The sequence below is a fragment of the Parabacteroides sp. AF17-3 genome (assembly GCF_003635445.1).
Classification (GTDB): domain Bacteria; phylum Bacteroidota; class Bacteroidia; order Bacteroidales; family Tannerellaceae; genus Parabacteroides; species Parabacteroides goldsteinii.
Map to the genome: position 1 here is coordinate 24,012 of NZ_QTMM01000008.1, position 25,730 is coordinate 49,741.

The window sequence follows — 25,730 nt, forward strand, 5'->3', positions numbered from 1 at the left end:
TTACAATGTTTTTAGTAATTCGTCAATCTTGTTTTTTATTCCCTCTTTAAATTTATCCGGTTCATTTCTTGCATTGGAGAAACTAAACTCCGTCATGTTATTTACATTCTCTTTACTGTCTTTCCAGCCATTCACAAACAAAGACGACCATGTAACTTCGTATTTATCTGCAATTTGCTCATTTTCCTTTTTGGATATATCTATCACCTTGAAGATGATTTTACCGTCCGCCTGTTCTTTGGAATAAAGGCTATCTAAAAGAGCTACCGTATTGGCTTCTATTGCCCGGCAGGTTATGCAACGTTGTGCACCGTGAAAATATAGAACTTCAACACGGTTAGTTTGATTTTCTTTTGCTATGCTGGTTTCTGTTTTATTCTTTGAACCATTACCACAGGAAATTAAAACGATTGTTGCAATCAGTAGATAAAATAACTTCTTCATAGTAAATAATTTATTTAGTTATCAATTCTTTCACTTCTGATAAGGATAATCTTTTTCCGGCAGATATGACTTTACCATCAATAACCAAAGCCGGGAGACTTAAAATATTATACTCCATGATTTTTAATAAATCTTCTTCCTTAATTAGAGTTGCATCGCAGCCCAGTTCTGAAATAGCTTGTTTTGTGGTTTCGTACAATGCCTTACAGCTTGAACACCCAGTTCCTAATACTTTGATTTCCATTTTCTATTCAATTATAAAGTTAATATACTAATCGTAATTCGTAGAACTACGAACATCATTCTCAAAAAAAGGTGCTGTTATCCACAGCACGATGTACCCGTACATTTACAATCACCCAAAAATGCAGCAAATAATTTACGGGCAAGTTCCCAATTCTCTCGGTTGATACAATACCGAACTTTTGGTGTTTCTATTTCCCCCTGAATTAACCCTGCATCTTTCAGTTCTTTTAAATGCTGCGAAACGGTTGCTTTAGCAATGGGTAGTACTTCGTGAATATCTCCGAAGAAACAACTTTCTTGTTTAGCTAAGAAACTAAGAATTGCCATTCGTGCCGGGTGACCCATAGCTTTAGCAAAACGAGCCATCTGTTCCTGTTCCTCTGTGTACTGCTTAGTTTTCACTTATATATCTCCTTTCTTGTTTGTTGTTCGCAAAACTACGAACTATTTTTAAATTGGCAAAATAAAACAGATGATATTTTTTAGATTAAACATTTTTTAGGTGCAAGGTGCAAGTATATATCTATATATATAGCTTGCACCTTGCACCTACATGGTATCTTTTATATTCAGGCATTTGCGTAATTCGGAAAAGAGTTGTATCTTTGAACCCGTGAGATAGGCAGACAAACAGCGGACAAAGCCGGACAAAAGCGTTAATAAAAATCGTTACTGTTTCGTTACCTATTTGAAATATTGGAAAATAAAAGACTGATTTATAGGCGGTTGGGTGTTTGGGTTCAGTACCCTATCTCTCCGCTGAAAAACGGAAGTCCTTGCAAGTTGCTTGCAGGGATTTTTTGCGTTTAAGACATTGTGTCCCCGGATTGTTTCGGGCAATCCGGGAATACAGGAGGGGAAGTGTTTATCTCCTCCGTCTTATATCTTTACCGCTTTCTCGAACCGTTTCTCAAGACATACGCTGAGGTCGGTGGTGACAAACTGCCCGTTGTGGAAAAGCGTGAATATGGTGGCCGGGGTGGGGGCAGCCTGTGCCTGCTCCAGCGTCTCCAGTTTGATTATTTTCAGCGGGATTCCTTTGCTTTGGGCTACATCTGCCAGCGAACCGAGGACGTGGTATTCTGTGTACGGGCAGCGGTTGGTGAAGTAAACGACCAGCCCGTTTTTCTCCTCGCATTCCCCACTTTTCGTGCAGGCCTTGAAAGAGGGCTCGGGCGCATCGGACATCAGTTTCAGAACCAGCAGGCTGAAACCGTTGGGGAGTTTTTCCACCGTCTGGAAACCCTGGCGCAGAAGCCATTTGGTGTCGCTCATGAAATGGAATTTGGATGTACCCGCTACGGTGACCAATCCTGCTTTTCCCTGCGACTGGGCATCGTCGATGGCGGATTGCAACAGCGCCTTGCCGTGTCCGCATCCCTTGTATTGTCCGGATACCCAGAAACAGTTGATCATCAGATAGCCGGGGGCGTTGACGGGAACCCAGGCCTTTTCGGCGGGGACGTATTCGATGAATACCTTGGCGCGTTCGTCAAGACGGCGGAAAACATATCCGTTGTCGAATTCTTTCCTGAGCCATTCTTTTTTCAGCTCATAGCCTTCCTTGCATTTTTTGTCGGAGAAGGCGCAACAAATATGTTCCGTTCCGATGTTTTCTTTTGTCAGGGTGATGTATTTTGTTTTCATCATACTATTATTTTATAGGTATATAAATTTAGCTTGTTGCTGTGTCATTGTTTTTTAGGTGTAATGGATGTACTCTTAGCCATCCCATGTGTCCTCTTTGTTTTTCATAATTTATTCCATGTTTGTGGGATAGGTAATCTGTTCTTTTGCCCGGTTTGTTATCTCCCGGATGAAATCGGTTTTTGCATCGGTGTAGCCGTCGCGATCGTGTTCGTATAGCTTTTGTAGTTTGACCTTTAACTCACCGTAGACCTTGGCCGTATTGGGATGGGCGAGGAGATAGTCGCGGAAATAAGGTTCGTCCCAGTCGCCGGAGTATCTTATGTGGAGATGGAAGGCTTGATCTTTAAATCCTTCGGGCGTATATCCTTTCATAAACATCATGTGGGGAGGCGGGTTGTCGGGTTTGTGGCAATAGATGTAACCTGCTGACTCGATAGTCGGGATGAGGCGGACGGGATCGGTTTTCTGCTGTATCTCCAGCAAAATGTCGATCGTCGGTTTGGCTGTCAGACCGGGGACGGCAGTGCTTCCGATATGGTTGATACGGACGATGTTTTCCGCTCCGATGGTTTTTATGAGCAGCTCTTTTTCTGTTTTGTAACGTCCGGGCCACTCCGGGTTATGGGGCGACAGTATAATAGGGAACAGTTGCCAAAGTTCCTCATTGCTCATTTCGTTCAAGTCCTTTTTTTTCATGATGTTCGTTTTTGACAGGTTACTCCGGTTCGTCCGTATCCAGGCAAAAAGGATGGCCGGCGGGGTCGATCAATGTGCGGGAAGTTTTGAAATATTGCTCACCGGCAAGGCGTGCTCCCAGGCTGAGGGCGTGGCGGACGGCTTCTTCGAGGTTGTCCACATAGAAATCGAGGTGTAGCATTTGCCCCTGTTTCCCTGCCTGCCAGGGCCAGACGGGCGGTTCGTATTCTTCAATCTCCTGGAAGGCGATGACCATACCGGCGGGCGAAGTGATGGCTGACCAACCGTTTGCCTGCGGGTGTGTCCACTCCCAATTCAGAAGCTGACTGTAAAAACGTGCCATGATGCCTGCATCTTTGCAATCGATGACGACGTTGATTTTGCTGATTGTAGCTTTCTTTGTTTCCATGTTCCCAAAGATAGAATAAGTTTTTGATTTGTAAGAATGGAGAGGGATAATTCCGCTTTGTGGGAAGAAAGGGCTATCTTTGTGCGATAAAAATAAGCAGAAATTCCGATGTTTAAGAAACTTGTGGCGATAGAGCCTGTAAGCCTGATTCCATCAGCAGAAAAGAAATTGCAAGATTTTGCGAAAGAAGTTATTATGTACGACGATATACCCTCCGGCGATGAGGAGGTGGCAAGCCGTATCGGGGATGCGGACGCTGTTTTGTTGAGTTACACCTCGCGGATTGGGAGGGCGGCACTGGAAAAGTGTCCGAACGTCCGGTATATCGGGATGTGTTGCTCGCTTTACTCGCCGGAAAGCGCGAATGTCGATATTCGCTATGCGAACGAACGGGGTATCGTTGTCACCGGTATCCGCGATTATGGCGATGAAGGGGTGGTGGAGTATGTCATCAGCGAACTGGTGCGTTGCCTGCATGGTTTTGAGCAGGAGGCGTGGGACGACATCCCCCGTGAGATTACCGGGATGAAAGTCGGTATCGTAGGACTGGGTAAGTCCGGTGGCATGATAGCGGATGCCTTGAAGTTTTTCGGGGCTGATGTTGCCTATTTCGCCCGGAGCGAGAAAGAGGCGGCACGCGGGAAGGGCTATCGTTTCCTGCCGCTTGGCGAACTGTTGTCGCAGAGTGAAGCCGTTTTCTGTTGCCTGAATAAGAACACTGTCCTGTTGCATGAAGCCGAATTCGGGCAGTTGGGCAATAAAAAGATACTGTTTAACACCGGTTTGTCTCCGGCCTGGGACGAGGCTCCCTTCATGAAATGGCTCGAAGGCGACAATCTCTGCTTCTGCGATACCGCCGGAGCATTGGGAGACAGCCACCTGCTGAACCATCCGCATGTACGTTGCATGCAAGTCTCGACAGGACGTACGCGCCAGGCTTTTGATCGTCTGAGCGAGAAAGTGTTGGCAAACCTTTCGGCCAATTGCAAATAAACAGAGTTGGAATAGGTAGCACGCGAATAATCACTGAAAAATATTAATTATCAGTGTTTTATCCGCGTGCTCTATATTTTTATATAGTTTTGACAACCTGGCAGGGATTCCCGACCGCCAGACTGTTGGAGGGTATTGACCGGGTGACAACGCTTCCGGCACCGATTACGCAGTTATCGCCGATAGTAACGCCGGGCAGTACGATTACTCCGCCACCAATCCAGACATCGTTTCCTATCGTAATAGGCAGCGCTCTTGTACGAAAGAACAGCTCTCCCGAGTTTTCATCCCAGTCTTCCACAAATCTCTCGGACGCACTTACCGGGTGGGTTGCAGTGTAGAGTTGCACGTTGGGAGCTATCAGGACGTTATTTCCTATCGTTATATAATTGTTGTCGAGGAAGGTACAGTTCATGTTGATAATCACTTTATCCCCGATAAAGATATGTTTGCCGCATTCGCAGTGGAAGTTTATATCGACTCTCGAGTGTTTCCCGACGTGACCGAATAGCTCATGCAGCAAAGTTGTCCTTGTTCCGCTGTCTGAAATGTCGGTCGAATTGAATTCCGCAAGCAACCGTTTGTTACGGACGATCATATCAAACACTTCTTTATCCAGGCGGTTGCAATATTCTCCCGACAGGAATTTTTGATAGTTGGTTTCCATAATGACTGTTTTTTCGGTAAGGATTGTTTATGAACCTTTTAAAAGACGATGGGTGAGGTGATGTTCAGCAGCGTATTCACTACCGACCAACCGGCTATCTCCGCTGTCGCGCTGTAGACGTCGATTACGGCGTGTACCTGGTCGTTCCTGATCTCTACCCGTTGTGTATCGCCTGTAAATCCGGGGGTGGACTGCATTGTAACCTGCATGTTCCCGGGGCCTACCGAAGCCCGTGAGGCGGCAACAGTGACATTGACCTTGGTCGGGAAGAGCTTGATGGCTTCTGTTGCACTTCCGGAGAAGACGGTACGTTGTTCCGTTTGCAGCGACTCGTCGTAAACGGGCGTGCCTTTCAGGGCGTTGGGGCCTTTCTCATTGAAAAACTTCGCGGTGGCATTTCCCATCAGGGAAGCCGTCCGTAACACATCGAAACCGCCGGTTGCTCCGGAGGCCAGGTAGACACGCGTGCTGTGTGCCTTAGCTGTTTCTGAGACTTCGCGGTAGAAGTCGTCGTCGGCAAGCGCTCCGATAGAAAGGGTTACGATTGAAGTACCGTTTTTCAGGGTGGGGATAGCCAATTCCCTCATGGCGGCAGGTGAGGCAGCTTCCACCAGGTAATCGGGTTTCAGCGCCAGCAAATCCGCTATGGTTGTACACGCTAGACAAGGTTTTCCCTGTTCCTGCATCCGGGCGGCCATGCTTTCGGCCTTCGACACCGTACGGGAATAGACACCAACTAAATCATATTCAGGCAAAATGCCTTTGATAACGGCTTCGGCGACGATACCGCCCAGCCGTCCGCATCCGACAATTACTAATTTCTTCATGAGGGACAAAGGTACTTGATTTATGTGTTGCTCTTATCTTCTTCTTGAAATAAAAAAAATAAAGGAGGGAGTGTGGGAAACACCTTATTTCTTCATTGGGAAAAATGTTAACCCATTAATACATTGCTTTTCGCCGACTTCCTTAAACCCGAGACTTTTGTAGAAAGGTACGGCATAAGAGGAGGAGTTGACTGTCATTTTCAACGCAGGATTGTCGGCCATTATGTAGTTGAATAGCTTTTTCCCTATGCCTTTCCTGTGATGCTCCGGTTTGATGAAGAATAATGAAATATGGTTGTTTTCGTTCTTTATTCCCATGATACCGATGAGCTCCTGATTTTCGAAAGCTCCATAGATTGTCAGTTTGTCCATGTACTGATTATCGAAAATGGAACTCTTAAAGGCTTCCACCCCTTCATCGTTAAAGTCAGCTTGCCCGCTATGCAGATATACTTCGAGCGATAGTTTCGAGGCGGTGCTGTATTCTTGTTTTTCGAGTTTGCGTATCATGTTGGTAATGAATTTAATGGAAATGGAGGTAATGTTACAAAAGTTTTTTCAATTTGATCAGGGCGGATACCTGATTTGCATTGTTTATCCATTTTTCGATCTCATAGGGTTTGTATCCCAGCTTTGTATATAGCAGAAGCCCCTTTGTATTGGTGTCGAAACAGGATAGGTGGAGCTCGGAAATATTATATTTTTCTTTGCCAATATGTTCCATCATTGTTATCAGAGAGGAAGCAACCCCATGATTACGAAAGTGTGGGCTTACGATTACATTTCCGATAGAACAATAATGATTTTCCTTGACTTCGTAAAAGTTTGCAAAGCCTGCAATTTCGTTATTGAGCAAGATAACGGTAGCATCAAACCGATTTTTTATCGCATTTTCGAGCTGCTCCACCGTCAGAGGATAATCGGCTTTCGGGAACATGAAGTATAATTCTTGTTCATCCTGGGGGAAATTGCAGATTGTTTTTAAATCATTTTCTTGAACATTACGTATCTTTATTTCCATGTGATTAGTTAGTATTTTTTGAGGGTACAGACAGATTTGTTTATTTTAATCCTTTCTTGAAAAGTATCATTGACAAGGCATCTTTCACCTGTTCTTTTTCGGTGATGACAACGCTCATAGGGATGAGTTTTCCACTGGGTTTCGTCCGGTAGAATTCCTCTTTGATGCTTTCCGTAATTTCCATGTCGGCGATACGGTCCAGATGCTTTTCGGTGAAGTAGGAGGTGGTCCTGAAGTAGTTCTGGTAGACAACCAGCCACGCGAGGTTTTTCTTCTTCGACAGGACTTTGCACAACCAAGCTTTCCCGTCGTTGTAATAGTTCCATTCGAGTGTCAGGCCGGCGGCTTCAGCCGATGCGCTGAACGCTTCGAATGCAGGGAAACTAGCCTCCAGAACGTCGGCAAGTACTTCATTAGTGGGGAAGATGTTTTTGTCTTTTAAAATAGGAAGTTCCATAATGTTGTGTATTTCAGTGTGAAAAATAAAGTTTATTTTGTAGGTATATCTTGCAAATCAAAGAGTCAATATCTTATCTCCGTTTTTGAGATATTCGGTTAGCGGAGCTCCCATATATCTGACGGTAACTCCTAGTTTCTCAATTACAGGTTTCACTCCGAACCTTTCGCAGCAGTCCTGGCAGGCTTCAACGGTGACACCCGTTTGAAGCATTTCCAGAATTTCCGTTTGAACCTGTGTGTCCTGGGCGGCTAACTTTACGGAAGCTCCCCAAAGAATCACATTCACTTCCTGCCACCAGCCTCTCTTTTTGGAGTTGAGGGTGTACATGGCTAACATATTGAATATGGTGTCTTTATTGTCGGTTGTCCAGAGAATGTTTAATTTGTCGTTCATGGTAAGATGATTTATTATAGGCTTATCCCTGTTCGCAAATGTATATAAAAGAAATAGAACTAAATATTACTTGATGGATAATCTCTGTTTTTTATTAGAGTTATTTCTGAATATTGGAAAAATGTTTTGATATTTGGAAAATAGTGGGTAGCTTTGTCGCAAAGAAGTAATCATGAGAATAATCACATTTGCTACTCTGAGGGAATATTCTAAGAAGCATGCTGACGCAGATGTTCCTTTGAGAGATTGGTACAAAAAGACGGAAAAGAGTGACTGGTCATGCCTGGCAGATATAAAGCAAACGTTCAATAGTGTTGATTATGTGGGTAATGACAGGTTTGTTTTCAATATTAAGGGCAATGAGTATAGATTGGTTGCGATAATCTTGTTTGCCGCCAGGAAGGTTTTCATCCGCTTTATCGGCACACATAAAGAATACGATAAAATAGATTGTTCCAAAATTTAGGATTTTGTATTCGTGAGACACACGTATAAACTGTAAGTAAATTATGGCAAAGATAAAAGATAAAAAACAGTATGATGCGGCCTGTGCAAGAATTGAAGAATTGCTGAAAGTTGTAAGTAATAACACTCCTACGGATGACAAGAATTACCTTGAGTTGGATTTGCTGTCTGATTTAGTCGCTGATTATGAAGAAGAACATTTTCCTGTGGAAACTCCGTTGCTGGTGGACGTTCTTAAACTTCGTATGTATGAAATGAATCTTACTCAAACTAAGCTCTCGGAACTGTTGAGCGTGAGTCCTTCCCGGGTTAGTGAGTATCTTTCCGGTAAATGCGAACCTACGTTGAAAGTTGCCAGAGACATAAGCCGGAAGCTGAATATTGATGCTAATATTGTTTTGGGGGTATAGCTTTTATTATAAGTGTGGAAATAAAATCAGTATTGTTGTTAATTATTCTCCCCCTCCTGACATACTGTTGTCACCTCCGCCCCATACCTTTGCCCCATAGTTCGAGTATAAACATTAAAAAGCTACGAAGATGGAATTAAAATTGTATTATTTAGGAGAGGTTTCCGGGATGACGAAAGAGCAGGTGGAAGAAGCGGAAAAGTTTATCAAGGGATTTGAATACGGCATCATCGCCACCTGCAATGCCGAGACAGGCCCGCGTCTTTCGGCCTTGAACAACCTGGCTGGACAAACATTGCAGCAACTCCATTTCGCGACAGAAGCCACCACGCAGAAATTAGCGAACCTCCGTCAGGATCCGCGCTGCGAAGTGATGTACGCTACGTTGGAAGGCGGCCAGATGCAGATTGCGGGTAAGGTCGAGATTGTCACCGACGTGGAACTGAAGCGCGAACTTTGGCAAGACTGGATGAACGAATACTCCCCCGAAGGCCCTACCGGCGACGGCATTTGCATCATCCGCCTGATCCCCCAATCAATCCGGGCGATGATTTGCTAATCGTTCGACAGATACCCGGAAAGTTGATATCTTTGTAAAAAAATCAACTGAAGAAACACGTACAATGAACCGTCTGGAACGAATATCCGCTATCCTGGTCAAGCTGCAATCCCGCCCTGTTGTCACGGCAAGCGAGATTGCAGAGCAGTTCGGAGTAAGTCTCCGGACGGTCTATCGCGACATACGTGCGCTTGAAGAGTCCGGCATCCCTGTCGGTGGCGAGGCCGGGGTAGGGTATTCGCTGGTGGACGGTTTCAAGTTGCCGCCCCTGATGTTCAATACCGAGGAGGCTCTCTCTTTCTTGGTGGCGGAGAAACTTGTCAGCCATCAGACCGACGGCGATACCTACGGACTGTTCCGCAGTGGCATGGATAAGATACGTGCAGTACTGAAAACAGCCGAAAAAGATATCCTTCACCATTTCGACCAGTACATCCGGATTTCGGGGAGTTACAGCGCACCGCCTGCCATCCCCGGAAATGTCCTTCAGCCGCTTCTGAAAGGCTTGTTGAATAAGAAGCAATTACTGATGACCTACCGTGCCGGCTATAACCACCAGGTCACCGAACGGACGGTCGAGCCTCAGGGCATGTTTTTCTCGAGAGGCATCTGGTATGTCCTCGCCTGGTGCAAGTTGAGGAGGGATTACCGTACTTTCCACCTGGGAAGGATTGTCCATCTATCTTTGACCGAAAACGATTTTGAGGAAGCACATCCTCCGCTGAACGAACTGATAGAACAAGTCTATTATTCCGAAGTCGATATCGAGGTGAAACTTCGTGTCCACCGCGATGTCGCACGCGATACGGAAGTCTCCAAGTACACTTACGGACTTTACGACGAGCAACCCGACGGAGAGTATTACCTCCAGAAATACCAGACCTATTCGCTCGAAGCATTCGGTCGCTGGTATCTCTCCATTGCCGACCGCTCCGAGATTATCGGGCCGCCCGAACTCAAAACGGTCGTCAGGGAGTTGATTGCGAAAATCAAGCTGTAACGCCGTCCTTCCGGCGATTTACTGCCCGGCAGTCTGCCGGTTCGTCAGTATCTCGTCCATGTTTCCGACCGCCCAATTTACAAGGGCTTCGATATGTGGCATCAGAGTTGTGCCCAGTTCCGTGAGGCAGTATTCCACGCGGGGCGGCACTTCGGGGTATACTTTGCGGTGCACCAGGCCGTCGGCCTCCAAAGTCCGGAGCGTGACGGTCAGCATCCGCTGTGAAATATCGTCGATGGTCTTGTGAATGTCGCTGAAACGCATCGTGCCGTTCACGCTCAAAGTAGTCAGGACAAGCATCGACCATTTGTCGCCCAGCCGGCTGAGCACATCCCTTACCGGACAATTTCCTGTGGGGTGAAAATTTTTCATTTTTTTCCTTTTTCTATCAAGCTGAAATTCAATAATAGTTACCTCTGTGTAAGTAGCTTATCCCGGAGTGCGTTCTTGTTTGTTTCGCACGGAACGTCTACATTTGCTGCACAAAGGTAATAAACTTACGAAAGGTAACTATTGTTTCACTTAATAATTACAATTATGTCAAAAAGAGTAGCAGTTTTAGCAGTAAATCCGGTAAACGGATCAGGTTTGTTCCAGTATCTGGAAGCATTTTTTGAAAATGGAATTTCTTATAAGGTATTTGCTGTTGCCGAAACGACAGAGATTAAGACTAATTCGGGTATTAAGCTGACGGTGGACGATGTGGTAGCCAACCTGAAAGGGCATGAGGACGAGTTCGACGCTTTAGTGTTCGGTTGTGGGGATGCCGTTCCTGTGTTCAGCGAAAACGCCGGAAAGCAGTACAACCAGGATATGCTGGCTGTCATCAAAGCCTTTGGTGATAAAGGAAAGATGATGATAGGCCATTGTGCAGCTGCGTTGATGTTTGAAATTGCAGGTGTTGCGAAAGGCAAGAAAGTAGCCGTACATCCGCTGGCAAAACCCGCCATCCAATCCGGACTGGCCACCGACGAAAAATCTGAAATAGACGGAAACTTCTACACCGCCCAGTGCGAAAATGCCATCTGGACGATGCTGCCGAAGGTGGTTGAGGCACTGAAATAAGAATAGTTTTTATATTGTCCCTCAATTTGGGGGACAATTCTGTTTTTTTCCGAACCGAAACCCTCTTTCCGCAATATACACCCCGCTCAGGATAAACACTGAACCGATCAGGGCAACGACCGTGATAATTTCATCAATCACGATGGCCGAAGTGATCAGCGTCACCAGCGGAACGATATAGATATAATTTGCCGTACGGAACGGCCCCAGCTCTTTTACCGCCGTGTTCCACATGATGTAGCAAAGCATCGATGCTATCACTCCCAGAAACAGCAGGTTAGCTGCCACGATCGGGTTGAAGAGGATCGTGGTATCCGTATTCAACGGATGAATCAGAAACATCGGCGTCAGCGTGACAAGCCCGTAGAAAAACACTTTCCGCGTAATCAGCAATGTCGGATAACGGTTCCCCATCTGTTTCAGTATCAGGCAGTAAAACGCCCACATCAATGCGGCAATTAGCGTAAGCATATCTCCCAGCGGATTGATTTTCAGCAGGAAACTACCATTGAACACCACAAACGCTACGCCGATCAAGGCCATGACCGAGCCATATATCAGGTTTGGCTTTATCTTTTCCTGCCGATAGAAAAGCAACGAAAGAAATGCCGTCAGGATAGGAGCTGTACAGATAATCAGCGACACATTCGAGGCCAGCGTGATGCCTAAAGCCGTGTTTTCAGTAATAAAATAGATTGATCCCCCACAAAGTCCGGCGGCAACGAACATAAGCTCGTCTTTCTTACTCCGGGCAAACAACACCTTCGGCGAGATAAACCAGATACATATATAAGCCAGCGCGAAACGGTAAAAGAGGATGTCGACCGGCGAAAGCCCGTGGTGGATCAGTACTTTTGTCGATACGAATGTAGTACCCCAGATAATAACCGTTATGATCGCGATCAGGTGATACCAGTAAGTCAGATTTGTTTTTGCCATGTTGTCGGTAAATTTCTATTAATAATTCAGGAAAATCGTACTGCAAATATATGTATTTAGTAAATCAGTTCTGATGATTTGTTGAAAATAAGGAATTATTCCTATATTTGGAGTGAATACAGGACGTTGTATGTTTTAGGAATAACTTTGATAACGAAAATAGGAAAAAATACTATGGCTTTACTGGATCAGATTGATATTAAGATTTTACAAGCGTTGCAGAATAATGCAAAAGTGAACATGAAAGAGTTGTCGGCGGAACTGAATATCTCGAAAACTCCTGTTTACGAACGGGTGAAACGGCTGGAGGAAGAGGGGTATATCAGGAATTATGTTGCGCTGGTGGATAATAAGAAGGTAGGACTTCCGCTGGTGGTCTTCTGCAACGTTTCGCTGGCGGTACACAACGATGAGCATATCCAACGTTTCAAAGCAGAGATACAAGAGATTGATGAGGTGATGGAATGTTATTCGATCGGCGGTATCTATGATTTTTTTCTAAAGGTAGTTGTTAAAGACCTGGCCGCATACGACCAGTTTGTCTTTAACAAGCTAACCAAAGTAAATGGCATCGTAAAGATGCAGAGTTCCTTCGTGTTGAACGAGATCAAGCATACGACCGCCCTGAAGGTCGTGCCGGGGGAGTGACATTGATAATTTGCTGTTTTTACCAAGAAAAGAGTTTGAATAGAATCCATGATAGCATAACTATGGCTATGATAGCAGCTAAAGCAAATAGTTTTATTCGTGAAATGTAGGTTTGTTCGTTTTTTTCACGTTCTTTCAATTGTTGGTTGATCTTTTCATATTCTTCGACACTGATGTTTGGGATATGGGAAGAATATTTGGTACGCATATCTTTTCCCTTCCCGCGAAGCTGGCTGAGCTTTTCGCGATCTTCCTTATTTCTTCGTATCATATCGAAAACATGGCCGGCAAAACTCATAAGCTTATAATTAAGGATGAATATTCAACTGCATAACAAAGAACGGAAAAAAATAGGTCAAGACCATAAATGTTATGCAAATTATTGTGTATTTATTTGTAATTGACAAAATGTAATAAAATATATTGCTTATTAAGCATAAGGATTTTATTATTCGATTATTTGTGACGAGTGCGCTGGTTTAAATCTATCTTACAGAATGCTTGTGGATACAAAAATTAACAGTTGCTTCCCGATAAATGCTTTTTCATTTCGTTTTAAAGGAATTTGAACTTCGTTTAAAACGAACAAAAAACTTGTTTAAAACGAAATGGAGGTTTGTTTTAAATAGGATAATGGTTAATAAGTGTTTAATTGAGTCTTCCTGGAAGTCATTTTATACTAAAATCGTATGTTGAATAACATTTTTATTTTCTGTAGCATAGTAAATAAGCATTGCAAATAGATTGACAAATTTGCTTCGTATGGGAGATCTTATTGCTTGAGTGATTCGTTCTATTCTTTTTTAGTCTTATAATGTCACTTTATTGGGCTTTATCTGAATGAAGTGTTATTTGTTAAGTCGCGGACAGTTGCATGAAAAAAGACAGGTATTGATTAGTCTACGTACAGCCCCTTTAAGAATGGGGTGAATTGACAGTTTGCTAAATACGGGAAGGCTGTTAAGAGATGGCAAAGATACTGGCACAGGTCGCCGGGCAGTATGAATAAAACAAGTTAAACGCCTGATGTGTTACTTATATATACAGGTCTTTATCTGTAGGATGTAATTACTGTTTAATTATCTGATGATGATGAAAATGCGGCTTAGTCCTGCTTCTTATATAGTCTTTCTTGTTATGCTGTTTGTCTTTTCTGCGGATATGACGGCCTCTGTCTTACCACGGGTGGGCGAAGGTGATTCTCTTGTCCGAAAATCCATTTACCCTCCTTCTGCCACGCGCAAAAGCGATTTGTATAATAAGCTGTGGGGCGAGCATTACCGCACACTTTATTCTCTCCTTATTACCGTTCCCGCCGTTACCTTGCAATCGCTGTGGGGAGGGGTGAAGGTGGTTGAACAGGCTGCCGATTTTCAAGGATTATTGCTTGAAAACAACCAGCAACAACTCTGTCTTTTGAAACCGTTAGGCGGATATACCACATTTATCGAGTCGAAATTCTTCCAGGAAGTCTATAACAAGAAGGTATTTAAAAATACTTACCTGGATCAGTTTATCGGGGATGCCTATACGATAATCAATCCCTATACCTTTATTTCCGCCGATTATCTGGCACGCTCGTCGGGGTTGAGTTCAAACAATTCGCGGATATTTTACCTGCCGGAACATTCGACCCGCGATACGGTTGCCAACGGGACGTCTATCGAAAATAAGTTGGTTAGTGTTATTGATGTACCGGATTTCAATACCCGTCCGAATATTCTCCTGACGGAAGAATTGTTGGATACCATACAGGCCAACAAGAATTTTCAGGTAGATCAGGTGCTTTATATCCGTGAACGCCTGCTGGATATGCTGATAGGCGACTGGAATAAAATACCTGAAAACTGGAACTGGCTGGGCCGCTCCGAAGGAGACAGCATCCTCTATGCTCCGATAGTCATAGACCGTAACCACGCTTTTACGAAGGTAGACGGTGTTTTGTTCAAACAAATGCTCCGTGTGCTGGGATTGGGTTTCATCGTCAATTACGACGCTTCCCCGAAAAGTGTCCGGAAAGAGAATACGTTGGGCTTTGCTTTGGATATGGCGTTGACTTCCCAAAGCGACGTTTCCGTATGGACCGGACAGGCGCGATTTATCCGGCAGACGCTTACCGACTCTATCATCGACGAGGCTTTTTCAAGGCTTCCCAAAGGAATAGAAGACAAAGAAATTAAACGGATTACCCGGATAATAAAGGAAAGGCGGGAGAAGCTGGAGGTGATAGCAAAAAATTATTTTGCTTCGTTGCAACAAACTCCGGTGCTGACGGGAACCAACCGTTCAGACCGTTTCGTGATCGACCGCCATAACCCGGACAGTCTGTTCATACAGATGTACGACCAGCAGACCGGGCAACGGGTGTTCGACCGGAAATACAGCCGGAAAAAGACAAAAGAGATCTGGCTCTACGGCCTGGAGGGTGACGACCGTTTCGAAGTAAGTGGCAGGGCAAACAAGGAGGTGCCTGTTTTCCTGATTGCCGGGAAAGGAAAGAATACCTACCGGATGGAACCGGGTCACCACATACGTGTTTATGAATATGAGTCGGGGAAGGCAACCCTCGATACCGTGCCCCATGTCAAAAAGGTATTTTCGGATATCCCTGAGATTCATCAGTACGATTATAATAAGATAAAGCATCATAAGATGTCTTTCACTCCCTGGGGAATTTACGACTCGGACAAGGGATTCAGTCTCGGAACCTTCTTTACCTATACGATGTATGGTTTCAAACGTTCGCCCTTTACCTATCAGCACCGTATCGGGTACAACTATATACAAGGATTTGTCTATCAAGGAATTTTTCCGTCTTATGACGGGAAGAAATCGTTTAATATAGATGCAACGATCAGCTCTCGGAGGAACTTTTACAATTTCTTCGGCTTCGGAAACAATACGGACGGCTATAAGGATGCAAAGAAGAATTACAACCGCGTGCATATCCGCCAGTTCAAATTATCCCCTTCCTTCCATCTGGATTTCAGCGAAAAAGAGAGGTTGGTCGTGCAAGCCTCCTGGGAAATGTTTAAAGCCAAGGAAACCAACGACCGTTTCATTAACCAGTTTTACCCCGAGGACCATCGTGTCTTCAAAACCAACCTGTTCATCGACCTCGGACTTTCCTTCCATACGGAAAAAGAGATATGTTCCTTCATCCCCAAACTGGGAGGGACGCTTACCGGAGGTTGGAAGATGAACCTGAAAGATGCAAGCCGTAATTTCCCTTACGCCGAAGCATCGATGGAGCTGGATGTAAAGATAACCGACCGCCTTACCTGGGCTACGATGGCGAAAACCCAGCAGCTTTTCAATAATAAGTATGAGTTTTACCAGGCAGCATCCACCGAATTGCGCGGTTACAGGGACAATCGTTTCATCGGGAAGCAATCTTTTTACCAGTATTCGGACATCCGGCTGGATATGGGGAAGTTGAAGAATCCGTTTACTCCGCTGAAGTACGGTGTCTTTGCCGGGTTCGATTACGGGCGTGTCTGGTTTCCCGGCGAGCAATCCAAAAGATGGCATACGTCCTACGGGGGAGGTATCTGGCTGACGTTGATTAATAAGATTACGACGAAATATTCCTGCTTCGGTTCAACCGACAGTTTCCGTTTTATGTTTGAGTTGGGGCTGGGATTTTGATAATTGAAAATTAAAAATTAAAGGTTAGTTTTCCGGAGATATGCCTAAACAAACCCATTTGCCGGTTGTTTATTAAATAGTACATAAAATTAAAACAACTTAGGTAATGGATGCTAATAGTGAAAAGAAAATCAAGGTTCTTCCCAACGGGCCTTATGAAGTGATCGGGGATATTCCCCTGAACCAATTGCGTTATGTAAACGATCGTAAAGGCGCTTCCACCGGTTATAAGGAAATACAGAAGTATGCTCCGGAAGGCGTATATCATCTGTGCCGTTGCGGCGGTTCGCATAACAAACCGTTCTGCGACAGGACGCATAAGAAAAACGGCTTTAAAGGAGATACGACCGCCAGCCATGACACATACGATGGAATGTCTGTCCTCTACGAAGGGAAGGTGATCGATATGCTGGACGCCGAAAGTCTTTGCGCCGTGGCTCGTTTCTGTGATACCCACGGTACGTCCTGGGAACAAGTAGAAGAGGGCGACTCGGCCGAAACGATTGAAATCGTGAAACAGCAATGCGCCAACTGTCCCAGCGGACGTCTCACTGCCGTCACGAAAGATGGAAAACGTATCGAACCGGAACTACCCGAAGGCATCAGCATCCTCGAAGACGTGGCTCTCAGCGTTCACGGCCCTATCTGGGTGAAAGGTGGTATTCCGGTAGAAGATGAGCACGGACGAGTTTATCCTGTCCGCAACCGTGTCACTTTGTGCCGTTGCGGTTTGTCGCAGAATAAACCGTTCTGTGACGGAAAGCACATGCGTAACCAGGGAGAGCTGGACGATTAAAAAAAATAGCTGCCGACCTTTTTCCGAAAAGCATGCACCCTCTTGGTAAAAAGCATGTATCCTTTCCGGAAAAACGTCGGCAGCAATCTTTCGACCGATACCTACCGGTTAAACTTTTCCTTTGATAAACTGATTGCCGATCCAGTACGTTGCCTGTTCAGCCGTGAACTTCAGAATGCAGTACTCCGGATCGTCCACCCCTTTGGGAAAGTGCTCATAGAACCAATCCACCCAGAGGGCTTTCTTTTCTTCCACATCGCTTACCACTTCGATTGTGCCGGTCAGCGTAACGCTGTCGTGCCCTTCGTAGAAAGCGACTCCGGCTTTCGGGTTTTTGATAAAATCTTTTGTCTTCTCCGAGCTTGTTCCCGTTGAGAACCAGATCGTATCGATCCCCTCTGTTTTAATCTTCGACAGGACGACCGGACGCGGACAGCCCCGTTCGTCGATGGAGGCAAGGGTTAAGACTTCGCATTTATTCAGCAAATCGATCGCTTGTTGTTTGATTTTTTCCATGTTCTGATGTATTAATTTTGTTCGGCAAACATAAAGGAAACTTCCCGCTTCCTGTTGTAAAAAATCGACTTTCTTTATTCTATGTAAGTAAGCGGATCGTCTTCCGGTATCGGCAAAGCCATGAAAGCAGAGGGGTTGCTCCCCGATAACTTCTTGAATTCCTTGATGAAATGGGACGGATCGTAATAGCCGCAGTCGATAGCCAATTGCTGCATATCTTCCCCCTTCATCTGTCTTAATACGCGGGTTGCATACCGGAACTTGGTGATTCTGCTGAACTCTTTGGGGGTATAGCCGGTGATGTGTTTGAACTTGCGCTCGAAATGCCGTTGCCCGATGTACAATTTGTCCGTCAATTGCTGTATGGGCAGCATCCCGTTTGCCCGGACGATCAGATCGGTAGCCCGGATGATCTGCGGGTCTACCGGCAGGAGTCCTGGCAGGTGGGCGATAAGATGTCTATCTATTATATGTATGCGTTCTTGCAAAGACTCCTTTTCGCATAACATTTCTGCAAAATGATCGTCGAAAAGGACGTTCAACTCGGACGCATTGACCCTCGTGTCGGTAAACTCGCCTAAAGGCATCCGGGCAAAAGCCGCCAGTCCGCAGGGAGAGAAGCGCACACCCATCATATGAAGGCGGGTAGAGCGGGTCACCAGCTCCGAATAAACCCGCATCGGACCGACAAAATAGAAACGGTAAGGCTGCATCAGCATCTCTCCGTTCAGGGGTTGCGACGGTTCCTCGATAGAAAAGATAAAGTCCGTGCAGCCGTCGGGTAGTATCTTATAGCGCATATCGTATTCGGTTTCACCCTTGAACTCCCAGTATTTGTCAATATAGGGGGTAAGCAGTTGGCATGGAGGATATTCCTGATACATAACGGTCTACACGGTTTTATAGGTTTCGCCGGATACTCAATCCTTTTTCCAGCGTTTTTTTCGACATACCGCAACTTTGGCAATAAATAGGGTTCATACTCTTAAATTTATTTATAAGGTTCTTAAATTAGGACAAATATAGAATTATTTTTCAGATTTAAAATAATACCTTTGGAGACTTTAAATTTTATAGACCATGGTAAATAGAAGAAATTTCCTGAAAAGTGCTTCTTTTCTAACTCTTGGAGGGTTAGTAGCCGGAAAGGCAGAAGCGTTACAGGCAGCCACTCCCGTTCGTACGGAAACGACAGCCAAAAAAAGTATCGGTTTGCAGATTTATTCTTTAGGAGGCGAGTTAACCAAAGATGTTCCTGCCGGAATGAAACAACTTAAACAGATGGGTTATTCTACCCTTGAACTGGCAGGTTACAATAATGGCAAGATCAATGGTGTCGATATGATGGAATTCAAGAAGATGGCAGAAGATGCCGGATTGAAGATCACCAGTTCCCATGTGAATCCTCCGACAGGCGAGTACACGCCGGATACCCGCAATACAATTATGGAATATTGGAAAAAGACGGCAGACGATCATGCCAAGTTAGGTGTGAAATATCTGGTTCAGCCCGGACAACCACGCACCCGTAGTGTGGAAGAGGTTGCTTATGTTTGCGATGTATTCAATGAAGCTGGAAAGATTGTCAAAGCAGCTGGTATTCCGTTCGGTTATCATAATCATGATTTTGAGTTTGCCAAAGTAGTTCCGGGAGGTACGGGAGCTGTCTTTGGTCGTCATAATAAAGGCGAAAAAATCTATGATCTTTTTTTGAAAGATACGGATCCTGATCTGGTATTTTTTGAAATGGATGTGTATTGGACAGTGATCGGGCAGAATGATCCGGTGGAATATATGAAGAAATATCCGGATCGTATTAAACTGTTGCATATTAAAGATCGCGCCATTCTGGGACAATCCGGCTTCATGAACTTTGAAATGATTTTCAAACAGGCGTATCAGATTGGAGTGAAAGAATATTACGTGGAACTGGAAGGTATGCCGGATGGTCGTACCCAGTTTGCTGGGGTGAAAGGTTGTGCAGATTATCTGTTGAAAGCAAAGTTTGTAAAGTAAGTAAAGTCTCAATTATATATAAGGTACGAATGAAAGCCAGTCTGTTGCAGGACTGGCTTTTTTGTCGGGATATAACTTCTGTCATCTGCCGGTTTGTTAAGGACTACCCGGCAGTCAGTGTCGTAAACCCTTTAGATGCTTCTCTTTTTATCATATTCCTTATTCGTATCACAGCTGTGAAACAGAAGAAATCCAACTGTGATACAAACGGAATCCATCTGTGAAACAAAAGGAACACAGTTGTGATATGCAATAGGAGTGTGGTGTGGAAAAATTCCCCATTTCCCCATTAATTCCCCACCACACTTCTGCGGTAGAGTAAAATAGGAAATGGTGTGGAATGGTTTTTTATTATCTGATAACTAGTTTGTTAGTGATTGTTTTTCTATTTCTTGCTGTTTTTGGCACGTCATTTGCAGTGTAAGTAGGTGTTAGGGAAACAAACAAGTTTCCCTCTATGAATATGATGATGAAGTTTAGAATTTAGAATAAGTGTAAGTATCTATCTCCCGATATTGTTTTCTAATATGTATTAGATTAGCAAAAACTTATCGATTGATAAAAGCCGTTCCGCCTGAGAAGGTAGAACGGCTTCTTTTATTTTATAGTTGCAGGGAGTTGGATAACTTTTCAAGCCATGCAGGCAGCATGTTCAGGTGGTTGATGCGCTCTTCTATATAAGAAGGGGCGAACAGGTTTATTTGTAAATCCTTGCATTTCTCCCGCAGGTTGTCTTCTACCGGGTAATAACTGGCTAAAACGGCTAAAGAAATATCTCCGCCATATGTTTCGCGCACCGCATCAATCTTATAAATATCATTTTGGGTGACCTGTCCTGATTTACATTCGATAAAGATTAGTTTCTGTTGGTTGTTCAGCAGTACATCTACTTCATTCTTTGTCCTAGGATTGTTTCCCTCTGTCTGAAACAGGACGCTTTGCCATACCTCTGGGCTGTTGGGACGTTTTTGGCTCCATGATCTGACTTTGTGTGCTACCAGTGTTTCCCACCAGCGTCCTTTGAAAAACAGCATGCAGGCGTTCGGTGTCGTTAGCCTGAGCAACACACGGTTCTGTTGGGCAACAAGAAAAGTACCTTGCCTCTGTTTGAAACGCAGACCGTTTTTGAAAACACGTGATGCCGGAAGGCGTGACAGCTCCCTGTTACAGAAGATGTTGAAGAACTTCTGTATCATGGTATGCTCTTTCGGATATTGTTCGATGAACTGTTTGATCAGGCCGGAAGCCTGCACGTCGGTATCACTCAAGTGTTTGGCGTCCTGATATTCTGTCAGGATATTTCCGCTCAGTCCCAGTATCTCCTTGTTATCCAGTTGGCTTTGCATCGGGTATTTCTCAAAGCTGTCCAGTCGGATCAGTTCGCCTAATTGTGACAGGTAAAAGGCTGGGACGCTGTATTCTTTTGCGATGGTGAAAGCTGCGAATGCCATTACTTTGGTACCTTCTGACAGGTTGTAGGCAAATTCGGCGGAAGGATACGTTTGGTGTATTTTGCGGCAAACGTTACGGACATGTTCTCCGTCGTATGGTTCGGTCCGGTATAATGTCCGGCGGATGCTGTCGGGAAGGAGCGGAAATAGGGGAGCTGCCACCTCTTTTGTCTCATTCGTGCAAAGCAAATGCACATGGTCGGGTCCGAATTCTTTGATTCCGTGATAAACGGAGGTTATATCTTTGCCAAGTAATATGATCTGATGTTTCATGTTTTAAATCATGTATTAATTAAGGTTCTAAATGTAGTATTAATTTCGATATAATTCATATCTTCGTTGCCTAATCAATCGCTGTATATATAGCAAATGGAAATTTTTATTATTATCGGCCTTATCTTGTTGAACGGTATTTTGTCTATGTCTGAAATTGCTCTGGTGTCTGCCCGCAAGGCCCGGCTGGAACTGGATGCAAAAAGAGGTAATAAATCAGCGCAAACAGCCTTGAAGCTGGCTGGAGAACCCGACCGGTTTTTATCAACTATCCAGATCGGAATTACGCTAATCGGTATCCTGACCGGTTTGTATTCAGGAGAAGCGTTTGCCTATAACCTGGCAGAAGTGGTGCGTCATGTGCCTGTGCTGGAGCCTTATGCACTCGGAGTATCTAAAACAATAATCGTTATAATTGTGACTTACCTGACTTTGATTATGGGTGAACTTGTTCCGAAGCGTATCGGTATGGGGTATGCCGAACGGGTTTCGATGTTGGTCGCTAAACCGATGTACTTTTTATCGAAGCTGGCTTTGCCTTTTGTTTGGTTATTGTCGAAGAGCACTTCCCTTGTTATAAAAATTACCGGAATTAAAGCAAACGAAGAAAATAAAGTAACGGAAGAGGAGATCAAGGCGATCGTCAAAGAAGGCTTTGACGGCGGTGAAGTGCAGGAAGTGGAACAGGACATCGTAGAACGTGTGTTCAACCTGGGAGACCGAAATGTCGGTTCGATCATGACACACCGGAGCGATCTGGTATGGCTGGATGTCACCGACAGCATTGAGAAAATCCGTGAAAAGGTACAGGAAAACCTGTTTAATATATATCCGGTAGCTTCCGAGAAGTTTGATAATATCAAAGGTGTTGTTTATCTGAAAGACCTGTTCGGCCGGATTGACGAACCAGATTTTTCGTTGGAAGAGGTGATACGCCCCGCCCAATACCTTCCCGAGAACCAGAGTGTGTATAATGCTTTGGAACAGTTTAAGGAAGCACGTGTTAAATATGGTATTGTTACGGATGAATTTGGAGGAATCCAGGGAATTGTCACACTGAAGGATATTATGGAAGGGCTGATCGGACAGGTTCCGGAAGTGGGAGAGGAGGCCGAGATCGTGCAGCGTGCCGATGGCTCCTGGTTGGTCGACGGACAGTATAACTTCTATGATTTTCTGGAGTATTTCGATATGGAAGATCTGTATGCCGAACACGATTATAATACGTTGAGTGGTCTGATCCTGGAAATTCTTGAACGTGTTCCGAAGACCGGTGAGACGCTGACCTGGCTGACCTTTGAATTTGAGATCGTAGATATGGACGGTGCACGTATCGACAAGGTGCTGGTGAAGAAGATCGATTGATAATCTTTGTACGAAGATTAAATAGTGGAAGGATTCAATACCTATATAGATCTGCTGGATTGTTCCGGGCTAACAGGCTTCTTCTATAAGAAGGGAGAAAAACGTATTCTCAAAAGAAAAGAGTTTTTTCTTCGTCAGAATGATAGTTCACTTTATGCAGGCTATGTTGAGAAAGGGGCCTTCCGCCTTACTCGTATTGGCGACAATGGTAAAGAGGCGGTGGTCGGATATTCGTTTGAGAAAGAATTTATTTGCGACTATTCCTCTTTTCTTAAAAGAACAACCTCTATCGTTAATATTCAGGCTACAACAGAGAGTGTTGTATATGTCGTTTCGTTATCTGATTATTTGGAATATTTAAATACAGGACCGGAGGAACAACGTTTTAGGCATAAAGCAGCAGAAGCTTTGTTTGAAATGGTATATATGAGGTTGTTAGAAACTTATTGCGACACTCCCGAGCAACGTTATGTCAAGTTAATGCAGCGTTGTCCCAACCTGAAAGAGAAGGTTCCGCTAAAAGAAATTGCTTCTTTTCTGGGTGTAACCCCTGAAACCGTAAGCCATATACGAAAAAAGTTATCATACCCGGAAAAGTCTTGAAGCAATTCAAGGCTTTTCTTGTTTATAATGCCTAATATTGCATCTTCGAGGATGAGGAAATCAAATGATCTGTGGAGATGAAGACTTTAAATTACCTGTTGATACTTATAGCGATAGCTGCTATTGCTGTTAGTTTTATCGTTATTGAAACTGATAACAAACTGATAGCTTTATCGACAGCATCCGTTTGTATAGCTGCTTTATTCGATAGAGGAATATATCGTATTCCCTTCTTGATAGTGGCCTTAATGTTATTAGCTGCGAGTTCTATGCATGCAGGTTATGCAATTTGATGAATATGGTTAATGGGTTGACTGTAATATTGTTAGTGCTGCTCTTGGATATAGCTGTGATCTGGAGTGTAATTCATTCTGTCCGGCAGCAGAAGTATAAATTGCTGTATATCCTGATTATCCTTCTTATTCCTATATTGGGAGTTGCAATTTATTATTTAATTAAAAAGTAGTATTAATATGAAAGCATCTAAACTTATTATGTTGCTCCTTGCATTGCATTGTATATTATATTGTAACGCACAAACGATAGAAAGAGAAAATGGCTGGTATTATATAATGGAAGGGAGGAAAGACAGTATCTCAAAAGAATCAATTATAACAGTCAAAGATTTTGCCTTTCTAAGATTGGATTCTTTCTCATACTCGGATAATAGAATGATGTATATGATTGTTGGGACTATAAACCAATCCCTAGTGAGTCGATGGGCAGACGCTACGGAAAGATCTATCGGCAAACGAATTTGTTTTGTTTTTGACAATAAAGTGATCACAGATCCGCAGGTAAATGCACGGATAGAAAGTGGTACTTTCTCTATTTCTACTTATAAAGGGTATGATCTGAAAACTATGTTTCGGCGAATCAGGGAAGAAATGGATGTAGAAGAGGAAAGAATTCACTGTTTGGAAAAAGGCGACTTAACCGATATCCTTGGATATAAGAAACTGGAAAGAGCTTTATTTGAGGAATTACAAAAGCCTAACTTTAGTAGTTGTGCCGAAGATTATATGAAATCTGAAGCATATCTGAATTATAAGACTTTCATTGGTAAAAATCCGGACTATATTGAGAGGCTGTTTCAAAGTTTTCTGTTCAAAAGTAGTCCTCAAGGATTGTATGGTTATTTGATAGACGACATAATAAAAGAGAAATATCCCGATGCTCCAAGTATCAGAGGGAATTTTAGAGAAGGGACAGGCAGCAAAGATTATGATATACTGACCTTAGAAGATTATCAAAAAACAATCCGGAAATTAATGGATATTGAGAGAAGCAAGAACAAAAGCGAGCTATCCCGTTAGGGCTTCAACCGGACCGGCAAAACTCTTATGCGAAGCTGGTTTGAAAAGCTCCCTTCTTTTGTAATCAAAATAAGGGACTTTTGTATTCAAAACATATATGTTTTAATGACGAAACATATATGCTTTGAAAAAGCCTTCAGTATAGTTTTTCTCCCCTTACAATTCTTTGATCTTATGGAGCACCTCCATTTTTCCGAAGAGGATCAGCTTGTCATTGGCTTCCAGCACCAGATCATCGGTCAGTGGGTCGACCACATAGTATTCTGTTTGTTTCAATCCGATCAGGTTTCGTACTTCTTTGGCTCGTTCTACTCCGACCAGGCGGATACCGAAGTTCGTTTGGAAGTCGATCGTCTTTAGCGTCTGTCCGACTAAAGCTCCCGGTGTCTTTATTTTATACAGATGATGTGTTTCCGTTACCTGATACCAGCGCTGGAACAGGTCGCCCAGCAAACTCTGGGAGGCATAGGTTGCTGCATAATCCTGTTCCGGACGAATGATTTCCGATACACCGATCGAGCGGATCACCGTTTCATGAATGGGAGAGATCGAACGGACGATCAACCTGCTTGCATCCAGGCTCTTCAATAAGGCGACAGTCTGTACCGACGTTCCGAAATTCTTGCCATAAGTAACGAAGATGGCATCCATTTCGCTCAACGGCAGTGTATTTAGTGCATCCCTGTCAGTCGTATCGAGGCTGACGGAGCCGGAGATCGTTTGTTTTACGGCCTCCACTTTATGCAGGTTCAGATCGACTCCGATCACTTCGTCGCCGATACGGGTGAGATTTTCCGCGATGGCGCGTCCCAGATTTCCTAATCCTATAACCAGAAATTTCATAAGGCATTACT

General features: G+C 44.1%; 35 protein-coding genes. 16 read left to right on the plus strand and 19 right to left on the minus strand.

What is annotated here, in order from left to right; translation table 11 throughout:
* The 6 genes from DWW91_RS12095 to DWW91_RS12120 all read right to left on the minus strand — a co-directional run bounded on the left by DWW91_RS12095 (position 1) and on the right by DWW91_RS12120 (position 3,445).
* On the minus strand, positions 1-444 hold the full coding sequence (locus tag DWW91_RS12095; RefSeq protein WP_004292399.1) for a nitrophenyl compound nitroreductase subunit ArsF family protein: 444 nt from the start codon (positions 442-444) through the stop codon (positions 1-3).
* Between the two features lie 10 nt (positions 445-454).
* Entirely contained in the window at positions 455-688 is a 234-nt protein-coding gene (locus DWW91_RS12100; protein WP_004292400.1) for a thioredoxin family protein, read from the minus strand.
* A 77-nt stretch (positions 689-765) separates the two neighbouring features.
* Entirely contained in the window at positions 766-1,092 is a 327-nt protein-coding gene (locus DWW91_RS12105; protein WP_118195647.1) for a helix-turn-helix transcriptional regulator, read from the minus strand.
* Between the two features lie 477 nt (positions 1,093-1,569).
* Positions 1,570-2,337, minus strand: a complete 768-nt coding sequence (locus DWW91_RS12110) for an N-acetyltransferase (RefSeq protein ID WP_122327883.1) — start codon at positions 2,335-2,337, stop codon at positions 1,570-1,572.
* A gap of 111 nt (positions 2,338-2,448) precedes the next feature.
* Positions 2,449-3,036: a GrpB family protein gene (locus tag DWW91_RS12115; protein ID WP_122327884.1), complete on the minus strand. Its 588-nt coding sequence runs from the start codon at positions 3,034-3,036 to the stop codon at positions 2,449-2,451.
* Positions 3,037-3,055: 19 nt separating this feature from the next.
* Positions 3,056-3,445, minus strand: coding sequence for a VOC family protein (locus DWW91_RS12120; protein ID WP_122327885.1), 390 nt, complete (start codon positions 3,443-3,445; stop codon positions 3,056-3,058).
* 108 nt (positions 3,446-3,553) lie between these two features.
* Between DWW91_RS12120 and DWW91_RS12125 the strand changes: the two genes are divergently transcribed.
* Positions 3,554-4,438: an NAD(P)-dependent oxidoreductase gene (locus DWW91_RS12125; RefSeq protein WP_007653089.1), complete on the plus strand. Its 885-nt coding sequence runs from the start codon at positions 3,554-3,556 to the stop codon at positions 4,436-4,438.
* 79 nt (positions 4,439-4,517) lie between these two features.
* Here the strand turns inward: DWW91_RS12125 and DWW91_RS12130 are convergent, their stop codons facing one another.
* From DWW91_RS12130 to DWW91_RS12155, 6 genes are all read right to left on the minus strand, one after another.
* Positions 4,518-5,105, minus strand: coding sequence for a sugar O-acetyltransferase (locus DWW91_RS12130; protein ID WP_122327886.1), 588 nt, complete (start codon positions 5,103-5,105; stop codon positions 4,518-4,520).
* Positions 5,106-5,143: 38 nt separating this feature from the next.
* Positions 5,144-5,932 (minus strand): aspartate dehydrogenase domain-containing protein, encoded by a 789-nt coding sequence (locus DWW91_RS12135; RefSeq protein WP_122327887.1) that lies wholly within the window; start codon positions 5,930-5,932, stop codon positions 5,144-5,146.
* 84 nt (positions 5,933-6,016) lie between these two features.
* On the minus strand, positions 6,017-6,442 hold the full coding sequence (locus tag DWW91_RS12140; protein WP_122327888.1) for a GNAT family N-acetyltransferase: 426 nt from the start codon (positions 6,440-6,442) through the stop codon (positions 6,017-6,019).
* Positions 6,443-6,476: 34 nt separating this feature from the next.
* Positions 6,477-6,953 carry an N-acetyltransferase gene (locus DWW91_RS12145; protein WP_122327889.1) on the minus strand — a complete coding sequence of 159 codons (477 nt, stop codon included), beginning with the start codon at positions 6,951-6,953 and terminating at the stop codon, positions 6,477-6,479.
* Positions 6,954-6,993: 40 nt separating this feature from the next.
* Positions 6,994-7,410, minus strand: a complete 417-nt coding sequence (locus DWW91_RS12150; RefSeq protein ID WP_122327890.1) for a DUF3788 family protein — start codon at positions 7,408-7,410, stop codon at positions 6,994-6,996.
* 57 nt (positions 7,411-7,467) lie between these two features.
* Positions 7,468-7,806, minus strand: a complete 339-nt coding sequence (locus tag DWW91_RS12155) for a DsrE family protein (protein ID WP_010803730.1) — start codon at positions 7,804-7,806, stop codon at positions 7,468-7,470.
* A gap of 172 nt (positions 7,807-7,978) precedes the next feature.
* On the opposite strand from DWW91_RS12155, the gene DWW91_RS12160 reads away from it, so the two are divergent.
* From DWW91_RS12160 to DWW91_RS12175, 4 genes are all read left to right on the plus strand, one after another.
* Entirely contained in the window at positions 7,979-8,272 is a 294-nt protein-coding gene (locus DWW91_RS12160; RefSeq protein WP_007653100.1) for a type II toxin-antitoxin system HigB family toxin, read from the plus strand.
* A gap of 43 nt (positions 8,273-8,315) precedes the next feature.
* Positions 8,316-8,681, plus strand: coding sequence for a type II toxin-antitoxin system HigA family antitoxin (locus tag DWW91_RS12165; RefSeq protein WP_007653102.1), 366 nt, complete (start codon positions 8,316-8,318; stop codon positions 8,679-8,681).
* A gap of 130 nt (positions 8,682-8,811) precedes the next feature.
* Complete coding sequence (locus tag DWW91_RS12170) at positions 8,812-9,240, plus strand: pyridoxamine 5'-phosphate oxidase family protein (protein ID WP_122327891.1); 429 nt, start codon at positions 8,812-8,814, stop codon at positions 9,238-9,240.
* A gap of 64 nt (positions 9,241-9,304) precedes the next feature.
* A complete protein-coding gene (locus DWW91_RS12175) occupies positions 9,305-10,240 on the plus strand; it encodes a YafY family protein (protein ID WP_007653107.1) in 936 nt (311 codons plus the stop codon).
* Positions 10,241-10,258: 18 nt separating this feature from the next.
* Here DWW91_RS12175 and DWW91_RS12180 read toward each other — a convergent pair whose 3' ends face one another.
* Entirely contained in the window at positions 10,259-10,612 is a 354-nt protein-coding gene (locus DWW91_RS12180) for a helix-turn-helix domain-containing protein (RefSeq protein ID WP_007653108.1), read from the minus strand.
* Positions 10,613-10,777: 165 nt separating this feature from the next.
* On the opposite strand from DWW91_RS12180, the gene DWW91_RS12185 reads away from it, so the two are divergent.
* On the plus strand, positions 10,778-11,305 hold the full coding sequence (locus tag DWW91_RS12185; RefSeq protein ID WP_007653110.1) for a DJ-1/PfpI family protein: 528 nt from the start codon (positions 10,778-10,780) through the stop codon (positions 11,303-11,305).
* 21 nt (positions 11,306-11,326) lie between these two features.
* Here DWW91_RS12185 and DWW91_RS12190 read toward each other — a convergent pair whose 3' ends face one another.
* Positions 11,327-12,244: a DMT family transporter gene (locus DWW91_RS12190; protein ID WP_122327892.1), complete on the minus strand. Its 918-nt coding sequence runs from the start codon at positions 12,242-12,244 to the stop codon at positions 11,327-11,329.
* 174 nt (positions 12,245-12,418) lie between these two features.
* Here DWW91_RS12190 and DWW91_RS12195 point away from each other — a divergent pair, with 174 nt between their 5' ends.
* Positions 12,419-12,892, plus strand: coding sequence for an Lrp/AsnC family transcriptional regulator (locus DWW91_RS12195; RefSeq protein ID WP_007653114.1), 474 nt, complete (start codon positions 12,419-12,421; stop codon positions 12,890-12,892).
* Positions 12,893-12,911: 19 nt separating this feature from the next.
* On the opposite strand, the gene DWW91_RS12200 is transcribed toward DWW91_RS12195, so the two are convergent.
* Positions 12,912-13,163, minus strand: coding sequence for a hypothetical protein (locus DWW91_RS12200; protein WP_233584475.1), 252 nt, complete (start codon positions 13,161-13,163; stop codon positions 12,912-12,914).
* Positions 13,164-13,978: 815 nt separating this feature from the next.
* Here DWW91_RS12200 and DWW91_RS12205 point away from each other — a divergent pair.
* Both DWW91_RS12205 and DWW91_RS12210 read left to right on the plus strand, forming a co-directional pair.
* Entirely contained in the window at positions 13,979-16,540 is a 2,562-nt protein-coding gene (locus tag DWW91_RS12205) for a hypothetical protein (protein WP_233584476.1), read from the plus strand.
* Positions 16,541-16,646: 106 nt separating this feature from the next.
* Positions 16,647-17,336 (plus strand): CDGSH iron-sulfur domain-containing protein, encoded by a 690-nt coding sequence (locus tag DWW91_RS12210; protein ID WP_122327894.1) that lies wholly within the window; start codon positions 16,647-16,649, stop codon positions 17,334-17,336.
* Between the two features lie 108 nt (positions 17,337-17,444).
* Here DWW91_RS12210 and DWW91_RS12215 read toward each other — a convergent pair whose 3' ends face one another.
* Together DWW91_RS12215 and DWW91_RS12220 are read right to left on the minus strand one after the other, a co-directional pair.
* Positions 17,445-17,852, minus strand: a complete 408-nt coding sequence (locus DWW91_RS12215) for a pyridoxamine 5'-phosphate oxidase family protein (protein ID WP_122327895.1) — start codon at positions 17,850-17,852, stop codon at positions 17,445-17,447.
* Between the two features lie 74 nt (positions 17,853-17,926).
* The gene (locus tag DWW91_RS12220; protein ID WP_122327896.1) at positions 17,927-18,736 is read right to left on the minus strand and encodes a helix-turn-helix domain-containing protein; all 810 of its coding nucleotides are present in this window, start codon (positions 18,734-18,736) and stop codon (positions 17,927-17,929) included.
* A gap of 196 nt (positions 18,737-18,932) precedes the next feature.
* Between DWW91_RS12220 and DWW91_RS12225 the strand changes: the two genes are divergently transcribed.
* Positions 18,933-19,868, plus strand: a complete 936-nt coding sequence (locus DWW91_RS12225; protein ID WP_007653129.1) for a sugar phosphate isomerase/epimerase — start codon at positions 18,933-18,935, stop codon at positions 19,866-19,868.
* Positions 19,869-19,897: 29 nt separating this feature from the next.
* Positions 19,898-20,092, plus strand: a complete 195-nt coding sequence (locus tag DWW91_RS12230; protein WP_122327897.1) for a hypothetical protein — start codon at positions 19,898-19,900, stop codon at positions 20,090-20,092.
* A 378-nt stretch (positions 20,093-20,470) separates the two neighbouring features.
* Here the strand turns inward: DWW91_RS12230 and DWW91_RS12235 are convergent, their stop codons facing one another.
* Positions 20,471-21,592 carry a Card1-like endonuclease domain-containing protein gene (locus DWW91_RS12235; RefSeq protein ID WP_122327898.1) on the minus strand — a complete coding sequence of 374 codons (1,122 nt, stop codon included), beginning with the start codon at positions 21,590-21,592 and terminating at the stop codon, positions 20,471-20,473.
* Positions 21,593-21,688: 96 nt separating this feature from the next.
* Between DWW91_RS12235 and DWW91_RS12240 the strand changes: the two genes are divergently transcribed.
* The 5 genes from DWW91_RS12240 to DWW91_RS12260 all read left to right on the plus strand — a co-directional run bounded on the left by DWW91_RS12240 (position 21,689) and on the right by DWW91_RS12260 (position 24,876).
* Entirely contained in the window at positions 21,689-22,957 is a 1,269-nt protein-coding gene (locus DWW91_RS12240) for a hemolysin family protein (RefSeq protein ID WP_007653132.1), read from the plus strand.
* Between the two features lie 24 nt (positions 22,958-22,981).
* A complete protein-coding gene (locus tag DWW91_RS12245; RefSeq protein ID WP_122327899.1) occupies positions 22,982-23,560 on the plus strand; it encodes a Crp/Fnr family transcriptional regulator in 579 nt (192 codons plus the stop codon).
* 77 nt (positions 23,561-23,637) lie between these two features.
* Positions 23,638-23,853 (plus strand): hypothetical protein, encoded by a 216-nt coding sequence (locus DWW91_RS12250; RefSeq protein WP_007653141.1) that lies wholly within the window; start codon positions 23,638-23,640, stop codon positions 23,851-23,853.
* 5 nt (positions 23,854-23,858) lie between these two features.
* Positions 23,859-24,026, plus strand: coding sequence for a PLDc N-terminal domain-containing protein (locus DWW91_RS12255; protein WP_224265813.1), 168 nt, complete (start codon positions 23,859-23,861; stop codon positions 24,024-24,026).
* A 7-nt stretch (positions 24,027-24,033) separates the two neighbouring features.
* On the plus strand, positions 24,034-24,876 hold the full coding sequence (locus tag DWW91_RS12260; protein WP_122327900.1) for a hypothetical protein: 843 nt from the start codon (positions 24,034-24,036) through the stop codon (positions 24,874-24,876).
* A 156-nt stretch (positions 24,877-25,032) separates the two neighbouring features.
* Here the strand turns inward: DWW91_RS12260 and DWW91_RS12265 are convergent, their stop codons facing one another.
* Entirely contained in the window at positions 25,033-25,719 is a 687-nt protein-coding gene (locus DWW91_RS12265) for a TrkA family potassium uptake protein (RefSeq protein WP_007653146.1), read from the minus strand.
* Between the last annotated feature and the right edge of the window lie 11 nt (positions 25,720-25,730).